Source organism: Pantoea sp. 1B4, from assembly GCF_016925765.1.
GTDB lineage: Bacteria > Pseudomonadota > Gammaproteobacteria > Enterobacterales > Enterobacteriaceae > Pantoea > Pantoea agglomerans.
Genome location: NZ_JAEUWZ010000001.1, coordinates 223,357 through 239,870, shown reverse-complemented (window position 1 = coordinate 239,870; position 16,514 = coordinate 223,357). Strand labels below are relative to the sequence as shown.

At 56.7% G+C, this 16,514-nt stretch carries 12 protein-coding genes and 3 pseudogenes; 7 read left to right on the top strand and 8 right to left on the bottom strand.

The features are described 5' to 3' along the window. Position 1 precedes the first annotated feature (1 nt). Positions 2 to 1,093 carry an ABC transporter ATP-binding protein gene (locus JNO11_RS01100; protein WP_010252048.1) on the top strand — a complete coding sequence of 364 codons (1,092 nt, stop codon included), beginning with the start codon at positions 2 to 4 and terminating at the stop codon, positions 1,091 to 1,093. A gap of 57 nt (positions 1,094 to 1,150) precedes the next feature. Here JNO11_RS01100 and JNO11_RS01095 read toward each other — a convergent pair whose 3' ends face one another. After that, positions 1,151 to 2,269: an ROK family transcriptional regulator gene (locus JNO11_RS01095; protein ID WP_022625245.1), complete on the bottom strand. Its 1,119-nt coding sequence runs from the start codon at positions 2,267 to 2,269 to the stop codon at positions 1,151 to 1,153. Between the two features lie 40 nt (positions 2,270 to 2,309). Then, a pseudogene (locus JNO11_RS01090) lies at positions 2,310 to 3,195 on the bottom strand (BadF/BadG/BcrA/BcrD ATPase family protein). Between the two features lie 270 nt (positions 3,196 to 3,465). On the opposite strand from JNO11_RS01090, the gene JNO11_RS01085 reads away from it, so the two are divergent. Beyond that, positions 3,466 to 4,623 carry a Gfo/Idh/MocA family oxidoreductase gene (locus JNO11_RS01085; RefSeq protein ID WP_010252054.1) on the top strand — a complete coding sequence of 386 codons (1,158 nt, stop codon included), beginning with the start codon at positions 3,466 to 3,468 and terminating at the stop codon, positions 4,621 to 4,623. A gap of 206 nt (positions 4,624 to 4,829) precedes the next feature. Further along, positions 4,830 to 5,039 carry a hypothetical protein gene (locus JNO11_RS01080; RefSeq protein WP_010252057.1) on the top strand — a complete coding sequence of 70 codons (210 nt, stop codon included), beginning with the start codon at positions 4,830 to 4,832 and terminating at the stop codon, positions 5,037 to 5,039. A gap of 323 nt (positions 5,040 to 5,362) precedes the next feature. On the opposite strand, the gene JNO11_RS01075 is transcribed toward JNO11_RS01080, so the two are convergent. Beyond that, positions 5,363 to 6,604, bottom strand: coding sequence for an MFS transporter (locus JNO11_RS01075; RefSeq protein ID WP_010252060.1), 1,242 nt, complete (start codon positions 6,602 to 6,604; stop codon positions 5,363 to 5,365). Between the two features lie 400 nt (positions 6,605 to 7,004). Between JNO11_RS01075 and JNO11_RS01070 the strand changes: the two genes are divergently transcribed. Next, a complete protein-coding gene (locus JNO11_RS01070) occupies positions 7,005 to 7,604 on the top strand; it encodes a hypothetical protein (protein ID WP_235038338.1) in 600 nt (199 codons plus the stop codon). 277 nt (positions 7,605 to 7,881) lie between these two features. Further along, positions 7,882 to 10,273, top strand: a pseudogene (locus tag JNO11_RS01065) (glucose/quinate/shikimate family membrane-bound PQQ-dependent dehydrogenase). A 55-nt stretch (positions 10,274 to 10,328) separates the two neighbouring features. Here JNO11_RS01065 and JNO11_RS01060 read toward each other — a convergent pair. From JNO11_RS01060 to JNO11_RS01040, 5 genes and pseudogenes are all read right to left on the bottom strand, one after another. Continuing rightward, positions 10,329 to 11,535, bottom strand: a pseudogene (locus tag JNO11_RS01060) (MFS transporter). Between the two features lie 110 nt (positions 11,536 to 11,645). Continuing rightward, positions 11,646 to 12,542, bottom strand: a complete 897-nt coding sequence (locus JNO11_RS01055) for a LysR family transcriptional regulator (RefSeq protein WP_325176831.1) — start codon at positions 12,540 to 12,542, stop codon at positions 11,646 to 11,648. 171 nt (positions 12,543 to 12,713) lie between these two features. Beyond that, entirely contained in the window at positions 12,714 to 13,082 is a 369-nt protein-coding gene (locus JNO11_RS01050) for a helix-turn-helix domain-containing protein (RefSeq protein WP_009092546.1), read from the bottom strand. A 241-nt stretch (positions 13,083 to 13,323) separates the two neighbouring features. Beyond that, positions 13,324 to 13,590: a hypothetical protein gene (locus JNO11_RS01045; protein WP_010252074.1), complete on the bottom strand. Its 267-nt coding sequence runs from the start codon at positions 13,588 to 13,590 to the stop codon at positions 13,324 to 13,326. A 26-nt stretch (positions 13,591 to 13,616) separates the two neighbouring features. Further along, positions 13,617 to 13,808: a hypothetical protein gene (locus JNO11_RS01040; RefSeq protein ID WP_325176830.1), complete on the bottom strand. Its 192-nt coding sequence runs from the start codon at positions 13,806 to 13,808 to the stop codon at positions 13,617 to 13,619. A gap of 581 nt (positions 13,809 to 14,389) precedes the next feature. Between JNO11_RS01040 and JNO11_RS01035 the strand changes: the two genes are divergently transcribed. Together JNO11_RS01035 and JNO11_RS01030 are read left to right on the top strand one after the other, a co-directional pair. Next, complete coding sequence (locus JNO11_RS01035; RefSeq protein WP_010252086.1) at positions 14,390 to 15,049, top strand: response regulator; 660 nt, start codon at positions 14,390 to 14,392, stop codon at positions 15,047 to 15,049. Beyond that, positions 15,046 to 16,401, top strand: a complete 1,356-nt coding sequence (locus tag JNO11_RS01030; RefSeq protein ID WP_010252088.1) for an ATP-binding protein — start codon at positions 15,046 to 15,048, stop codon at positions 16,399 to 16,401. Before JNO11_RS01035 ends, JNO11_RS01030 begins: the two co-directional genes overlap by 4 nt. Positions 16,402 to 16,514 lie beyond the last annotated feature (113 nt).

Below are 16,514 nucleotides of genomic sequence, written 5' to 3'. Positions count from 1 at the left end.
GATGACCAGCCTGCGCTTGCAGAATGTGAAGAAGTCTTATGAACACGTTAATGTCATTCATGGCATCGATCTGACGATCAACAGCGGCGAATTTGTGGTGTTTGTCGGGCCATCCGGCTGCGGTAAATCGACGCTGCTGCGGATGATCGCCGGGCTGGAGGAGATCAGCAGCGGTCAGTTGCTGATTGAGGAGCAGGACATGACGCAGCAGCCCGCCACCGAGCGCGGCATTGCTATGGTGTTTCAGTCTTATGCGCTCTACCCCAACATGACGGTGCGCGGCAACCTGGCCTATCCGCTGGAGGTAATGAAGAAGTCTAAGGCGGAGATCAATGAGGCGATTGCCCGGACGGCCGCCCGCCTGCATCTCACCGAACTGCTCGACCGCCTGCCGCGCGCGCTCTCTGGCGGACAACGGCAGCGCGTGGCGATTGGCCGGGCAATTATCCGTCATCCGCGTATTTTCCTGTTCGATGAGCCGCTCTCTAACCTCGATGCCGAGCTGCGTTTGCAGATGCGGATTGAGATTGCGCGGCTGCACGCCTCGCTCGGCAACACCATGATTTATGTCACCCACGATCAGCTGGAGGCGATGACGCTGGCTGACCGCATCGTCGTGCTGCGTCAGGGCCGCATTGAGCAGGTCGGCGCACCGCTGACGCTCTATCACGATCCGGATAACCTGTTTGTCGCCGGTTTTATCGGCTCGCCAAAAATGAACTTCCTGCGGGCGGAAATCAGCGCCACGGGCGAGGGTGAAGTGCAGCTGCGGGTGCCGGAACTGAAGATTGAGGGGCTGGTGCTGAAAATCGCCGCCGACTGCCGCGAGGGGCAAACCGTGACGCTGGGGATTCGTCCCGAGCATTTTCAGCCTGCCGCGCAGACGCCGGAGGCATTGCGCTTTCACGGCGAGCTGGCCTATGGCGAGATGCTGGGCCACACCAACTACCTCTACCTGGACATCGGGCGTGAAGAGATGCTGGTGGTGGAAGAGCGCGAAGCAACCACGCGCGATCTGGGAACCCAGGTTGAACTGGGCTTTTCTGCCGCGCACTGCCTGCTGTTTGATGAACAGGGGATGCGCCTGCGCTAAGGGAAGCGCGGAAACAAAAACGGGCGCCGCGGCGCCCGTTTTTATTCGAGGGATAACTCAGGTGACCGGCTCTTCATCGGCCTGCGCCGCCAGCAGATCAAGCAGCCGGTTGACGGCAAAACCCGCCGCGCCCAGCGCCCACATGCGGTTCGATTCAGTCAGGAACTGCAGCGGTGTCATGTGCGGCGTCAGTTTAAGCCGGTAGGCCTGGAAGCTCTGGGTGATGTGATCGAGCAGAATGCGTGACGCCATGTGCGGCTCCATCGCCAGATAAACCACATCCGGATCGTAAGCCACCGACAGGTTCGCCAGTGAAATTCCCAGCTCGCGTCCTGCCTCTTCCAGCACCGCCAGCACCTCGGGTGTTGGCCGCTGATCCAGCGCCTGCAAGGTGAGGCCTTCCACCGGTTCCTGGTCAGCAAGCCGTTGCAGAATGGCACGCGATGAGGCGACATCTTCCAGCAGACGCAGTGATCCGTCGCCTACCAGCCCGTTGCCAATCTCCCCCGCCTTGCCGTGACGACCGCGATAGAGCTGACGATTCAGAATGATGCCCGCCCCGATCCCTTTGCCGTAGGTGGCGATCACCGCCGACTGCGCGTTGCCGAGCTGACCAAATACCAGCGCCGCCATTGCCATGGCGTTGGCGTCATTCTCGATAAACACCGGCAGCGAGAAACGCTCTTCCAGCAGGCGCGCAATCGGGACGTTGTCCCAGTCGAGCACTTTGGAGCGGATACAGTAGCCGTTTTCGGCATCGACCAGTCCCGACAGGGCCAGGCCAATGGCGCCCACCCGCTTCTCCTCAACGCCGCGCAGGAATTTCGCCAGTGCATCGCCGAGCTGGCGCGGTGTCAGCGTGCCTTTCGGCATCTGCTGTTCGCCCAGCAGATTGCCGCTGAGATCGGTCATGACGATCAGGTTGCGTTCCGCATTGAGCTGAATGCCAATCACGCTGGCGCGATCGGGATTGAGCCCAAGCAGCGTTTTTGGCCGCCCCATCGACACGCGACGCAGCCCCAGCTCCTGCACGATTTCCTGCGCCAGCAGGCGGTTAGTCGCCTGCGACACGGTCGACATGCTCAGTCCGCTACGAACTTTCAGGTCTGACTGGCTGATCGGCGCATTTTCAACAATCAACCGCAGAATGCGCGCGGTTACGTTGGGAGCGGTCATAAATTCCTCGGGTTATCTGGCTGAGGATGCTCAGCCAGCTTCAGATCGGTAATCGGGCAGGCGTCAGCTGCTGCGCCAGTATCAGCGCCCCGCTCAGGGCATCGCCCTGCGGCGTCACCAGCCGGGCCTGAATATCGTCATCCAGCCAGCGCTGAATCGGCGTGGCCAGTCCCCCCCATCAGCGCCACGGGTCCGCTGCTCAGGGCAGTCAGACGGCGGACCATCAGGCCGATATCGGCTGCGGTCTGATCCAGCAGATCCTGTGCATGACCATCGCCCGCGTCGGCGGCCGCAAAAATCTGTGGCACCACGCGGGCCCAGTCTGCAGGCGTCGCTGAGCGCGTCCAGAGCAGCATGGTTTCCGGAATGTGGTCGAACTGCGCCATCAGCTGCCGGGTAAGAGCGCTCTGGGTAATAATCGCTTCATGGGCCAGCAGCGCCAGCCGCAGCGCACGACGGCCCAGCTCAGCGCCCGATCCCTGGTCAGACAAGGCAAAGCCCCAGCCGCCAAGCAGCGTAAACTGATCGCCATCCCACGCGGCTCCCTGACTGCCGGTGCCGATAATAAAGACGGCGCCAGGTGCGCCGCCATGGGCGCCCGCACAGGCGATCTCCACATCGCTGACCACCTGTAACGCCGCGCAGGCAGGTTGCCAGCTGGCGAGCCGCGCCTGTACCGAGGTGACGTTCGCACCGGCTAATCCGGCCACCAGCGCAGTTTGCGTCAGCGCCTCCGGGGCTAATCCCGCCTGTGACAATACCCGTTCGATCAGCTGCCCGACGCAGGTCAGTGCCGCGTCATAGTCTGACCAGACGTTGGCAGGCCCGCCGGTGGCTTCAGCCAGAATGCGACCCTGCAGGTCGGTTAACCGCGCGCGACACTGTGTACCGCCGCCATCAATGCCCAGAAGATAGTGTGGTTGCACGCGCTTCCTTCCCTGATTAAGGGTTATAGCCATAATGAGCGAACGATAGGATAAAAAAACTTAAATCGCAATAACAAATAAATATAGCAAAATCATATCTGAATTTTCTTCTTATTTTACATCATCATAACAAAAACCTTCTCGCAAAACGCGCAGTGCGTTATTGACATTAGTTTTTCTGTCGTAATAAGTTGGTGGTCAGATTATCAACAGGCGCGCCCGATCACAGGCGGGCTATGCATCATGCGATTTCAGGAGCAGGGGTTTAACATGAAAGTAGGCATTATCGGTCTCGGCTTTCGACTGTCCCACGTGATCAAAGAGTTCAGCAAAGCCGACGACGCCTTTTCGGTAGTGGGTTATTACGATCCGGCACCCGCCGGACTGCCTAATCTGCACAGCTTTGGTATCGCGCCCGGCCAGGCCTTTGCGTCAATCGATGCTCTGCTGGAACATGGCGGAATGGATGTCGTGCTGGTTGGCTCTCCCAACTTTCTGCATCTGGAGCATGTGGGTCAGGCGCTGGCAGCGGGTTATACGGTGTTTACCGAAAAGCCGGTGGTGATCAATGAAGAGCAGACCATGGAGATGGCGAAGCTGGTGCGTCAGTATGGCGAAGCGCGCATTCTGGTCGGCCTGGTATTGCGCTACTCCCCGCTCTATCACGATCTGCTGGCGGCACGCGATGCGGGTCAGTTGGGTGAGATCACCTCGATTGAGGCGACAGAACATATCAAGCCTTATCACGGCGCATTCTTTCAGCGCGACTGGCGCCGTCTGGAGAAATATGCCGGTCCGTACATTCTGGAAAAATGCTGTCACGACATCGATCTCTATCAGGGGCTGTTGCAGGAGCGCCCGATCCGCGTCGCCAGCTTTGGTGGCCGGAAATCCTTTACTCCCGCTCATGCGCCGCAGGGAGCTATCACCGCTGACTCAGAACTTTATCACGTGAAGCCCAGCGGCTGGTCGAGCACCGATGCGGTGTTCGACAGCGATGCCGATATTGTCGACTACCAGACTGCCCTGATTGAGTACGAAGGCGGCGCGACGCTGGCCTTCCACGCCAATCTGAATGTGCCGGATGAGTTCCGCCGTTTCTGTGTCATGGGCACCGACGGCATGGCGGAAGGCGACTTCGTGCGCAACTACTTCCGCGTACACAACGCACGCAGCGGCGAGAAAGAGGTCGATACCGCCTACAGCGGCAATGCGTATGATGGCCATTACGGCGCAGATGCGCTGATGGCTGAAGAGATCGTTAAACATATTAAACAGGGAACACCGCTGAAAGTTTCAGTAGTGGACGCGCTGGAAGCGGGCCTCACGGCAATAAAAATCGATGAGGCCCGTAAAACCCGCAGCGTAGTGGACATGCGTGAAAGCTGGCTAACATTTGACGCCAACCTGGGAAAAACCGGGGCCTGATGGCCCCAGCCTGCGGGTCGGCCTCCCCCCTCTGACCCCAGGATTTTAATGGCAGTATGACTGGTAACTTCCTGTACTGGCCTTCGGGCCAGTGACAATATTGAGGTTGAGCTGGCTCGGGAAACCGTTGCCAGCGACAACTCAACCGCCCCTTCTCCAGCCCTCTTCTCCGAAGGCGTATTTGATTAAGCTGAAGGCAGCGCTTAATGAAGGTTTTTTTCATTCCGGGCGCAGACCGAGGGGCGCTGGCAGTGAAGGTACTCATACAGCAGCAGCATTCCTACCGGGTTATCCTCCAGATTTTCGAAATCAACGTGAGTTTTTTCCAGAAGATATTTTCTCAGGGCGCTAACCGGGATGTTTTTATGGGAAGCCAGCGCCCGGCACAGCTGCGCCACGATCTCGCACTTTACTGAATACGGCACATCAGGATTATAAATTTCCGGAATGGAGTGAGTCTGATTCATAACGGTACCCTCTATAAGCGCTTAAGCTGACTGAGGAGGCCACAGGCCTGCCGATGAGAGATAAGTTATAGCAAGGAACGCGTTTTCGTGTAAATCAGGAACGTTTTGAAAGGCGTTCCGGAGCTTTGCGTTCGTCCGGTTTGCGTCTCAGTCAGAGGCAACTTACATACTCACAGCGAATGGATGGCGCTTTTGCGTCTTTGCGCAAGGCATAGGCTCCCTGAGACTGCACTCAATTCTACAACCGCATCTGCCTCACCAACCTCGGTTGTTCAAACCGGATCCACCTCATTCTCCAGCTTCTGACGACGCCGCAGATGTGGAAACAACTTCATCCACAGCGCCACCACTACCAGCGTACCGATGCCGCCAATCGCCGCCGCCGGTGCCGCACCCATCCAGGCCGCCAGCAACCCCGACTCAAACTCGCCCAGCTGATTCGACGTATTAATAAAAATCGCGTTAACCGCATTCACCCGTCCGCGCATGGTATCCGGCGTATCCAGCTGCACCAGCGCACCCCGGATCACCATACTCACCATATCAAAGCCACCCAATGCACAGAGCGCCACCAGCGACAGCCATAACTGCGTGGAAAGCGCGAACACCAGCGTCGCAACGCCAAAGCCCGCCACCGAGCCAAACATAATCATCCCGACATGCTTCTCCAGCTTGTGACGGCTCAGCCAGATGCCCACCAGCAATGCTCCCACCGACGGCGCGCCGCGCAACATCCCCAACCCCCAGGGCCCGGTATGCAGAATATCTTTGGCAAAAATCGGCAGCAGCGCCGTTGCACCGCCCAAAAGCACCGCAAACAGATCGAGCGAAATTACCCCAAGCACATCTTTGCGCTCACGGATAAAGTGAATCCCGGCAAACAGATTCTTCATATTCATCGGCAGACGAGCCTGCACCGGACGCTCATAACGCAGCAGACTCACCAGCGTCAGCGAAACCAGATAAAATAGCCCGGAAACGCCATACACCACATGCGGCCCGGCGACATAAAGCAGCCCGCCAATCGTCGGCCCAACGATAACCGCTGCCTGACCGCCCACGGAGTTCATCGCCATCGCACGCGCCAGAATCGAAGGCGGCACCAGCGACGGCAGCATTGAAGACATCGCAGGCCACTCCAGCGCTTTCGCCACCGCAATCATAAACACCAGCCCCCACAACGCGGTCTTATCGGGGGTATGGAATAAGGTAAGCACCACTAATGCCAGCAGTGCGGCAAATTCCACCAGCTGACCCAACAGCACGATCCGCCGCCGGTCATATTGATCCGCCAGATGGCCCGCTGGCAGCGCCAGCAACACCGACGGCAGAAACTGCATTAAGCCAATCATCCCTAACGCCATCGCGCTGTTGGTCAGCGCATAGATCTGCCAGCTGATTGCGACCGAGAACATCTGAAAACCAAATGATGAGCAGGTACGCGCCACCCAGAAGGCGACAAATGTCCGATGTCGCCACAGCGACTCTTCCGCTGCCGATGCCATAAATCCCATGTCTTATCCCAAATCAGGTGAGGAAACCCGCGTCGTTGCGCGGTGTTATTGGTGTGGTGATTGTCGGCTTCACGATAGCAGACCGGATGCGAGCAGAAGGCCTGCGGCTCCAGCGCAGCCTCCCTGCGCGATAAGCAGCGTCCCTGTCCGGCCGAGGCGCGTCAGACCCCTCATGATTATTACCAGCCTATTGGTCCCGACTATTGAATATATTCCAGCACATCATCAGACGCCAAAGGAATTATCGTTTCTTTGCTAACAGGTTTATTTACTTTCTCAGGCAACAAAAGGATGATTTGGATTAAGCATGTGATCTATATTTATTCACGCGTTTAGAAAAATGCGACTTTTTATATGCTTAATTAACAAAAAATCCTTTCTATTGAATTTCATAGAGATAATGAAAAACAGTTTATATAACCCCTATGTTACTGAACCAATCCATCACGTTAAGCGTAATGTCACTGGCATTTGCTATAGCGTGCCTTATCTTCAGCTAAACCAGGATAGCGGCAATATACTTAATACAAACAACATTATTTCATTACACAATCAAATTGCTACTGAAGCAGCATTAATGGTTGTTCCGGTGGAAGATATTCGATTACGGGGAATGATCGCGGTTCCGGATGCCTATACGCATTTACAAAATGCGCGTGTCCGGATTGGAATTAATTATTCCAGTCTGGCAGCACATAGTACGTCACTGCTTGAATTAACAAAGAAATTTGATTTCTGGCTTTATGATTTTGCGCCACCGGGTGCAGACTGGCGACTACTGGAATCATTTCCTTTTTCAGGAATTGTTTTAACCGAATCTTTCTTTAATGATAATTATGAGAAATTTACCTTTCCCTTTTTTATGGCGACGTTTCGTGAAAAAGGGGCAGAGGTAATCGTACGAAGTCATACGCCGCCCTTAACCGCTGAGCAGTTTGCTGAGATAAATATCAGCGGCTGGCAACAGCAACGCTCGGACGGCGATCTTATTAGCTGCTGATTCACAAATCCTGCCTTCCGGCGTTAAGGGCACACGGCGGTGCGCTTAACGTCCTTTAATCCCCCCATAAAATGTCGTTTTATTCCCGTTGTTAAGCGGTTTAAGCCAAAAAAAATCAAACCTCGATCTGATTTTGCTATAACATTTAACACAAAGGGATCGTCTGTCTTAACGGAAGAGATACTTCAGAACACCCTAATCATTTGTACTTGATAACTGGAAACGGCCTATCTGGTTGTTTTCGTGTGTTTTATGGCAACGAAACGAGGTCGATATTATGGGGAAAAACTCCTCATCTTTTGGCGTAATTCGTTTCCTGACGGTGCTGTTCGCAGTGCTGACGGGCGCGTTTATGCTGATTGGCGGTGGCTGGTTAGCCGCCATTGGTGGTTCCTGGTATTACGTTTTTGGCGGTGTGGTGATGCTTATCACCGCTTATCTGCTTTCCCGTCGTAAAAGCACTGCGCTGGTTCTCTATGCGCTGCTGCTGATCGGCACCCTAATCTGGGGTGTATGGGAAGTGGGCACCGACTTCTGGGCACTGGCACCACGCACCGATGTGCTGGTGATCTTCGGTGTCTGGCTGATCCTGCCGTTTGTTTATCGCAGCTTCAACGCGGGCAGCAAAGCCGCGCTGGGTACCATGGCTGTGGCGCTGATTGCCAGTGCCATTGTGCTGGCCTATGCGGTATTCAACGATCCGCAGGTCATCAACGGGTCAGTACCAGAAACCGCTGACAACGCCCCGCAGGCTGCGCCGCTGAGCAACATCCCGGACGCTGACTGGCCCGCTTATGCGCGTGATCAGCAGGGAACCCGTTTCTCTCCGCTGAAGCAGATTAATCATCAGAACGTGAAAGAGTTGCAGGTTGCCTGGCAGTTCCAGACTGGCGACATGAAAACCCCTAACGATCCGGGTGAAATTACCGACGAAGTCACGCCGATTAAAATCCGCGACACGCTTTATCTCTGTTCGCCACACCAGATCCTGTTTGCACTGGATGCGGCCACCGGTAAGCAGAAGTGGAAATTTGATCCGGGCATGAAGGTCAACCCGACCTTCCAGCACGTGACCTGTCGCGGTGTTTCTTACCACGAAGTGCCGGCAGCCGCCGATGCAGCGAACACTCAGCCTGCGCTGTGTTCACGTCGTATCTATCTGCCGGTCAACGATGGTCGTCTGTTTGCACTGGACGCAGAGACCGGCGAACGCTGCCCGGCATTTGGCGTCAACGGCGAGCTGGATCTGCAACACAAACAGCCTGTCACCACTGCGGGTCAGTATGAGCCGACCTCACCGCCGGTGATTACTAACACCACCATCGTGATGGCGGGTGCGGTTACCGATAACTACTCAACCCGCGAGCCGTCAGGCGTGATTCGTGGTTTTGATGTGAATACCGGCAAACTGCTGTGGGTGTTTGATCCAGGCGCAAAAGATCCTAATGCCATTCCGGCTGATGAACACACCTTCACCATGAACTCTCCGAACTCATGGGCACCGGCAGTTTACGATCCGAAACTGGATACCGTTTATCTGCCAATGGGCGTGAGCACACCGGATATCTGGGGCGGTAACCGCACACCAGAGCAGGAGCGTTATGCGAGCAGCGTGCTGGCCCTGAACGCCACCACCGGTAAGCTGGTCTGGTCTTATCAGACTGTGCATCACGATCTGTGGGATATGGATCTGCCGTCGCAGCCTACGCTGGCTGACATCACCGACAAAGATGGCAACACCGTACCGGTTGTCTACGCGCCAGCGAAAACCGGCAACATCTTTGTACTGGATCGCCGTACCGGCAAGCCAGTCGTGCCTGCGCCAGAAACGCCAGTGCCACAGGGTGCTGCTAAAGGCGATCACGTTGCCGCCACTCAGCCCTACTCTGAGCTGACCTTCCGTCCGAAACAGAATCTCACGGACAAGGATATGTGGGGCGCAACGATGTTTGACCAACTGGTGTGCCGCGTGATCTTCAAGCGCCTGCGCTATGAAGGTCCGTTCACCCCGCCATCTGAGCAGGGTACGCTGGTGTTCCCGGGTAACCTCGGTATGTTCGAATGGGGCGGCATCGCAGTCGATCCTCATCGTCAGATCGCGATTGCTAACCCAATGGCGCTGCCGTTTGTCTCTAAGCTGATTCCACGTGGCCCAGGCAACCCGATTGAGCCGCCGAAAGGCGCTGAAGGTGGTTCAGGTACCGAAACCGGTATTCAGCCTCAGTATGGCGTGCCGTATGGCGTCGAGCTGAACCCGTTCCTGTCACCGTTTGGTCTGCCATGCAAACAGCCTGCCTGGGGTTACATCTCCGCGGTGGATCTGAAGACCAACAACGTGGTGTGGAAACAGCGTATCGGTACCGTTCGCGATAGCGCACCGGTTCCGCTGCCGTTCAAAATGGGTATGCCGATGCTGGGTGGTCCTATCACCACCGCAGGTAAGGTGTTCTTCATTGGTGCGACTGCAGATAACTACCTGCGTGCTTTCAGCACTGATACCGGCGAACTGTTATGGCAGGCACGTCTGCCAGCAGGCGGCCAGGCGACACCAATGACCTATGAAGTGGATGGCAAGCAGTACGTTGTCATCGCGGCAGGGGGGTCACGGCTCGTTTGGTACCAGGCTGGGCGATTATGTGATTGCCTACGCGCTGCCAGACCAGAAGTAATTCACGCAGCTGTGAATAAACTAAGGCGGACTCCGGTCCGCCTTTTTTGATCGCACTACTTTTTCATGCCACGCCAGTTGAGCCAGGCGCAAAACAGCATCACCACGCAGGTTGCCAGAAACACCGGCCGCATCCCGAATGCACCGCCCACCAGCCCACCAAACAGCGGGCCGCTGACCTGGCCGATATATTGTGCCGATGTCGAATATCCCAGCATCCGCCCAACCTGAGAACCCGGCACGTTATGACGAATGATCGCCGTGATGCACGGCATCAACCCGCCCAGCGCCATCCCCATCAGAAAACGCAGCAGCACCAGTTGCCAGGCCGCCGTGATAAATGCCTGGGGTATCAGCAGCAGCCCGCTAACGACTAAACCGCCGGTCAGCACCCGCCAGTGCCCTACCCGATCGGCCAGCCGACCCAGTCGTGGTGCCGCCAGGACCGTGCCCAGCGCCGCCGCGGACATCACCAGTCCGGCTATCAGGGTGATCTGGTGGTCGCCCTGCACAAACTCGCCCACGTAAAGCGTAATAATCGGCTCAATCGACATGCTGGCGAAGATCAGCAACATGCCAGAGAGCCACATCAGCCGTATCAGGCTGTGATTAACCGGCCCGGCTTCAGGATGCGGTTGCTGGCTGGCGCGCGATGTAGCGGGAGCACGTGGCTGCTCTTTGAGTAAAAAGGTAGTGGCGAGGAAGGCGAGAAAAATCACGGCGCCGGTCAGCCAGAAAGTCTGACGAATCCCGATCAGTGGCGGTAATACACCGCCCAGCAGCGGTCCGACCACGTTACCGGCCATAATACCGGAAGACAATACCCCCCAGCGCCCAGCCGGTCTGCGCTTTCGGCGTTTGTGCCGCCACCAGAATGGTCGATCCCGATGCGTAACCGCCCAGCAGCCCCGCCAGCAGGCGCAGCGCCACCAGTTGCCAGGGCGCGGTCGCCATGCCAATCAGCGACATCGCAATCGCCATCCCGAGACTGGCCCGAATCAGCATCAGCTTACGACCATAGCGGTCAGCCAGCCTGCCCCACAACGGCGCAGTCAGTGCGGCGCTGAAAAAGGTCGCGCCGTAGGCAAGGCCGGACCAGCGGGCGATAGCGGCAGGCTGCTCAACGCCGAGTTGCTGCACATAGAGCGGCAGGAACGGCAGCAGCAGCGTCATCGCCACGATAGTGGTAAAAGAGCCGACGACGCAGACCCCTAAGTTACGTCGCCAGTGCTGAAACTCTGCAGTTTCGGATGACTGTTGCATGATGATATCCGGTGAGTGATCAGGGATACAGGCTAACCGGCGTAGCGGAGTAACAACAGTCGCAGCGGGATAGTTACTCTGTGGCGCTGATTGTTGTCAGCAGGCAACAATCAGCCTGTGTTCAGCGCCGCAACCAGGGCATCACACAGCAGCGTCACGGGCGAGGCCGGTTCAGGCGTGTCGTGCAGCAGCAGATAACTTTGCAGACGATCCATCTGCCACTCCGGCAGCAGTTGCTGAATATCACCGCGCGCCATCGCCTCCTGGGCCATGTAGGAGGGCAGATAGGCGATGCCGCTCCCCGCCAGTGCCGCATTGAGCAGCGCCATACTGTTATTGGCGCGAAAACGGCTGCGTACATCCAGTGCCAGCCGCTGTTTATCACGGCGGAACGGCAGTGCGGCGGTGTGCGCCGGACCATGAAACAGCAGCAGGTCGTGCCGTGGCAGCATCTCAGGATGTGTGATAGCGGGTCGCTGCGCCAGGTAGGCAGGCGCGGCATAGAGCCCCCACTCGATTTCGCTCAGTACCCGAAAATTGCCCTGCTGTGGCGATTGGGATCGGATCACAATCGCCAGATCCGCCTGATCATCCAGCCGATCGTGACTGCGATCGGTCAGATCAAGATCGACATTGATATGCAGATGCCGACGCAGAAAGCGGTTAAGGACCGGGACTACGCACTGGCAGCCAAACGTAACGGGTGCCTGCAGCCTGACATGGCCGGCGGGCTGCTGATGCACCTGCTGCACAAAGGCTTCGGCGCGCTGCACTTCGGCCAGCATCCGCACACAGTAGGGATAGTACGCCTGGCCCAGCTCGGTCAGCGCCAGCCGCCGGGTGGTGCGTTGCAGCAGCCGGATACCGAGCCGCAGCTCCAGACGGGCGATCTCCCGGCTGACATGGGATTTGGACAAGCCGAGTGCGCGTGCCGCCTCACTGAAACTCTGTAATTCCACAACCCGTGCAAATACCAACATGGCGGTTAAATTCGCGCCGTTTTCCATGTTTCCCGACTCCGACAGTAAAGGGATGCTGGCAACAAACTAACACGTTCGGGCGGGGTCACTGTGGCTGATGGGTAAAAAAAAGGCGAGGCGAAGAACAAGTGGAGAGAAGCGCAAAGCGCGGGCCGACCTTCCCGTCCGCAGGCTGTGACGGGAAGGTCTTATCAGGCATCAGCTGGCCATCGCCAGAGGGAATAGCAGCCGATCCGGCTCGACGCGACGCTGACGGCGCAACTGGCCAGGCGTCACCATAAAGTAGTTTTTAAACGTGCGGGTATAGGCCTGCTGGGTATCAAAGCCATAGTTCATCGCCACCTGCAGTATCGCTTCGTTGCTGCTCAGCAACGTGAGCGCAGACTCGGTTAAACGGCGCTGACGGATATATTCTGCCAGTGAAAAGCCGGTATGCTGGCGAAACAGCCGTTGCAGATGCCAGCGCGAATAGCCCGAGCGGCGCGCCACCTCATCCAGATGCAGATCGTGTCCTAAGTTGTTCTCAATCCAGTCCAGCAAACTCCGAATAAACTCGCGCTGATTCATGGTTCCTCCTGTTGATGCTGATGTGCAGTGGAGCCACTCTACCTGCTAAAATTTATCCCTTAATTAGCAGAAAATTAGCGCAGAATTAGCAACGGCGGAAACGGAGGCGGAATCGCGCGGCCAGCGGGGCTTTAGTGTGAAAGTTCGTGAAGAGATTGCTGCTGAAAAAAGGCAGAAGATAAAAACGCTGAGTCAGACAAATTTATTTCTGCATCATAAGTGACGGGGGCATTCAGCCCTGTCAGGCGTCAACATGTTTGAGATATCGCTGATATTCCTGAGCCAGAAAATCAACGCCTTCCTTTCGGGTGACATAATCAACATCAATTGAGGTTATGGATGTTACATCAGGCTGATCAGGATAAAGATGCAGGTAGGTCAGATACCAGTACATAACAGCCTGACCGCCTACAGTAATAACCGGTGACGGAAGTTGTCCGGCGTTATCAATAAGATAACGGTTGAGTTTAAGGATCTGTTCTTCTGGAGGAATAGCGTGCAATGTCATAAAAAAAGCCCACCTGCATGATGAGCTTATTTTACTACCTGGCTGATTTCAGCACGGCGTGACATCAGAAAAATGCGAGGCTGCGTCCACTTTTTTGCAGGCACAATACCCTGAGGACGTTTTTCAAGCACGCGGCCCGGAGCCTGACCATTTCGGACGGCTTCAACACGATCCTGATACTCGCGCTGATGTCTGATTTTTGCTTCCTGGGCTGACATACTATTCACCGCTGAAATGTCTGGCATTAATCTGTTGCTCAAATATACGTCACCCCATTTACGCTTGCAATCGCTGGCATCTCAATGGATATGGATGGGGACATCAGGCCACCTGACTCCTCCATAAAATACCGGTGACGGCGGTCCGCGAAATAATTCGTGCTGTGGCAAGGCGGCAACTGCGTGAGTCCCCAGGAGCTGACATAAGTCAGTGACTGGGGTGAGCAAAAGCAGCCAACGCCGCCACAGCGCGAAGTATGACGGCAGTAGTCCGCCAAAATAATCCGTGCTGTGGCAAGGCGGCAAATGCGCGAGTCCCCAGGAGCTGACATAAGTCAGTGACTGGGGTGAGCAAAAGCAGCCAACGCCGCTACAGTGCGAAGTATGACGGCAGTAGTCCGCCAAAATAATTCGTGCTGTGGCAAGGCGGCAACTGCGCGAGTCCCCAGGAGCTGACATAAGTCAGTGACTGGGGTGAGCAAAAGCAGCCAACGCCGCTACAGCGCGAAGTATGACGGCGGATAATTCTGGCCTAACAATTGGTGAGTAAACTCCCCTCATCTTTCTGAAGGAGATCAGCCATGCGCGTGTTACTGGTTGAAGATGATGAAATGATCGGCGCGAACCTGCAGCAGGCACTGGAGGGCGCGGGCTGGTCGGTGGACTGGGTGCGTGATGGCATCTATGCCCAGAATGCCTGGAGCGAAGGCGGCTACAGCTGCGTGCTGCTCGATCTCGGCTTACCGCGCGATGATGGCCTGCAGGTACTGCGCCGGGCGCGCGGGCGCGGCGACGCCACGCCGGTACTGATTCTTACCGCACGCGACACGGTGGCGCAGCGGATTCAGGGACTCGACAGCGGCGCTGACGACTACCTGCTTAAACCGTTCGATTTACAGGAAGTCATGGCCCGGATGCGCGCGATTACCCGACGTAGTCACGGCGCAGCAGACTCGGTGCTGGGCAGCGGCGATGTGCAGCTGGATATGATGACCCGCGAAGTGCTCTACAAAGGACAGCGCGAGCAGCTTACGGCGCGCGAATATGCCCTGCTCTACGCCCTGCTGGAGCGGCCAGGCGCTATTCTGTCGCGCGAGCAGCTGGAAAATCGCATCTATGGCTGGGGCGATGAAGTCAGCAGCAACGCGGTGGATGTCCTGATCCACGGGATGCGCCGCAAGCTGGATAACGACGTGATCCGCAATGTGCGCGGACTGGGCTGGCGGGTACCGGCAATATGAAACCCTTCACCTTTATGCGTTCATTACGCAACAAATTACTCTCTACGCTGCTGATTATTCATCTGCTGATGATCGGCGGCGTCACCTGGTATTTCTTCAGCTGCTACGGCGATATGGTCGGCACCATGAAGGACGATCAGCTGGCAAAAATCGCTGATGCCTGGTCCACTAATAAACAGATGCCCGCCCTGATGCCGATGCTTATTGCGCCTGACAAGGCGAAGAGCGCCTTTGTGGTGCAACTGTGGGACGATCGGGGTCAGTTACGGGCCAGCTCATGGCCGGAGCTGCAGGCTCCGCTGCAAAATCAACGCGGCTATCGCGACGTGCATGTGGGTCAGTGCGACGACTGCGAATGGCGCATCTATACCCGGCCCGGCTTACCTGGCAGCGAGATCAAAACCATCCAGGTGATGCACAACCTCAGCTACATGAAGGCATTGATGGTCAAACGGGCGCTGTCAGCGATCATTCCATTGATCCTGATGATGCCGCTGTCACTGCTGGTGATCTGGCTGGTGGTGCGCAAGATCACCCGGGATCTGCAGGTCGCTTCGCGTCAGATTGCCGCGCAGGAGACGCACCATCCGCACAATGTCTCACCCGAAGGCTTGCCGGATGAGATCCTGCCGCTGGTGGCCGCCTACAACTCGCTGCTGAGTAAGCTGCGTGAGGCCTGGTCGTCGCAGCGTCAGTTCCTGGAAGATGCGGCGCATGAGCTGCGCACGCCGGTAACAGCGGTGACCTTGCAGCTGGAAAACCTGCGTCAGCATATCCAGCCAGGCGAAGCGAGCCGGCAGTTCAGCCAGCTGGAAGCGGGCGTCACACGCACCCGTCATCTGGTCACGCAGTTACTTAATGTCTCGCGTCAGGATGACCAGAGCGTGGTCGCCAGCGTCGAGCATATCGAACTGGACGATCTGCTGAAAGAGAGCATTGAGCAGCTGATGGTGGTGGCAGATAAACGCGGCATCGATATCGGCTTTAATGGCTCCACGCAGTATCGTCTGCAGGCCAGCCGTTCCGAGCTGCGCAGCCTGTTCGATAACCTGATTGGTAACGCCATGTTGCACACGCCGGAGGGCAGCCTGGTCGATGTGCTGCTGCATCGGGTCGCAGGTAAAACAGTGGTCGATATTGTCGATAACGGGCCAGGCATGCCGGAATCCTTTATCGAACGCGCGTTTGACCGTTTTACCCGTTCGCCTGACGTTAAAGCCCAGGGCAGCGGACTGGGATTATCCATTGTGCGCAACGTCGCACAGAAGCATCAGATTCACGTCGCCCTTTCCAATTGCCTGACGCCACAGGGTGCCATTTGTGGTTTGCAGGTTCGCGTCACCCTTCCCTGATCCCGCCCGTTTGATCACGAACCAGACAACGTAAACGGTTGCCTGGTTCCGTTCGATCCTGGTCATTATTGTGAAGCGCATCACATTTTAGCTGAATTGTAATGCAACACTTT

Coding starts and splice junctions, on each gene's coding strand:
- JNO11_RS01100 (WP_010252048.1), top strand. CDS start 2: ATGACCAGCCTGCGCTTGCAGAATGTGAAGAAGTCTTATGAACACGTT.
- JNO11_RS01095 (WP_022625245.1), bottom strand. CDS start 2,269: ATGACCGCTCCCAACGTAACCGCGCGCATTCTGCGGTTGATTGTTGAA.
- JNO11_RS01085 (WP_010252054.1), top strand. CDS start 3,466: ATGAAAGTAGGCATTATCGGTCTCGGCTTTCGACTGTCCCACGTGATC.
- JNO11_RS01080 (WP_010252057.1), top strand. CDS start 4,830: ATGAAGGTTTTTTTCATTCCGGGCGCAGACCGAGGGGCGCTGGCAGTG.
- JNO11_RS01075 (WP_010252060.1), bottom strand. CDS start 6,604: ATGGGATTTATGGCATCGGCAGCGGAAGAGTCGCTGTGGCGACATCGG.
- JNO11_RS01070 (WP_235038338.1), top strand. CDS start 7,005: ATGAAAAACAGTTTATATAACCCCTATGTTACTGAACCAATCCATCAC.
- JNO11_RS01055 (WP_325176831.1), bottom strand. CDS start 12,542: ATGGAAAACGGCGCGAATTTAACCGCCATGTTGGTATTTGCACGGGTT.
- JNO11_RS01050 (WP_009092546.1), bottom strand. CDS start 13,082: ATGAATCAGCGCGAGTTTATTCGGAGTTTGCTGGACTGGATTGAGAAC.
- JNO11_RS01045 (WP_010252074.1), bottom strand. CDS start 13,590: ATGACATTGCACGCTATTCCTCCAGAAGAACAGATCCTTAAACTCAAC.
- JNO11_RS01040 (WP_325176830.1), bottom strand. CDS start 13,808: ATGTCAGCCCAGGAAGCAAAAATCAGACATCAGCGCGAGTATCAGGAT.
- JNO11_RS01035 (WP_010252086.1), top strand. CDS start 14,390: ATGCGCGTGTTACTGGTTGAAGATGATGAAATGATCGGCGCGAACCTG.
- JNO11_RS01030 (WP_010252088.1), top strand. CDS start 15,046: ATGAAACCCTTCACCTTTATGCGTTCATTACGCAACAAATTACTCTCT.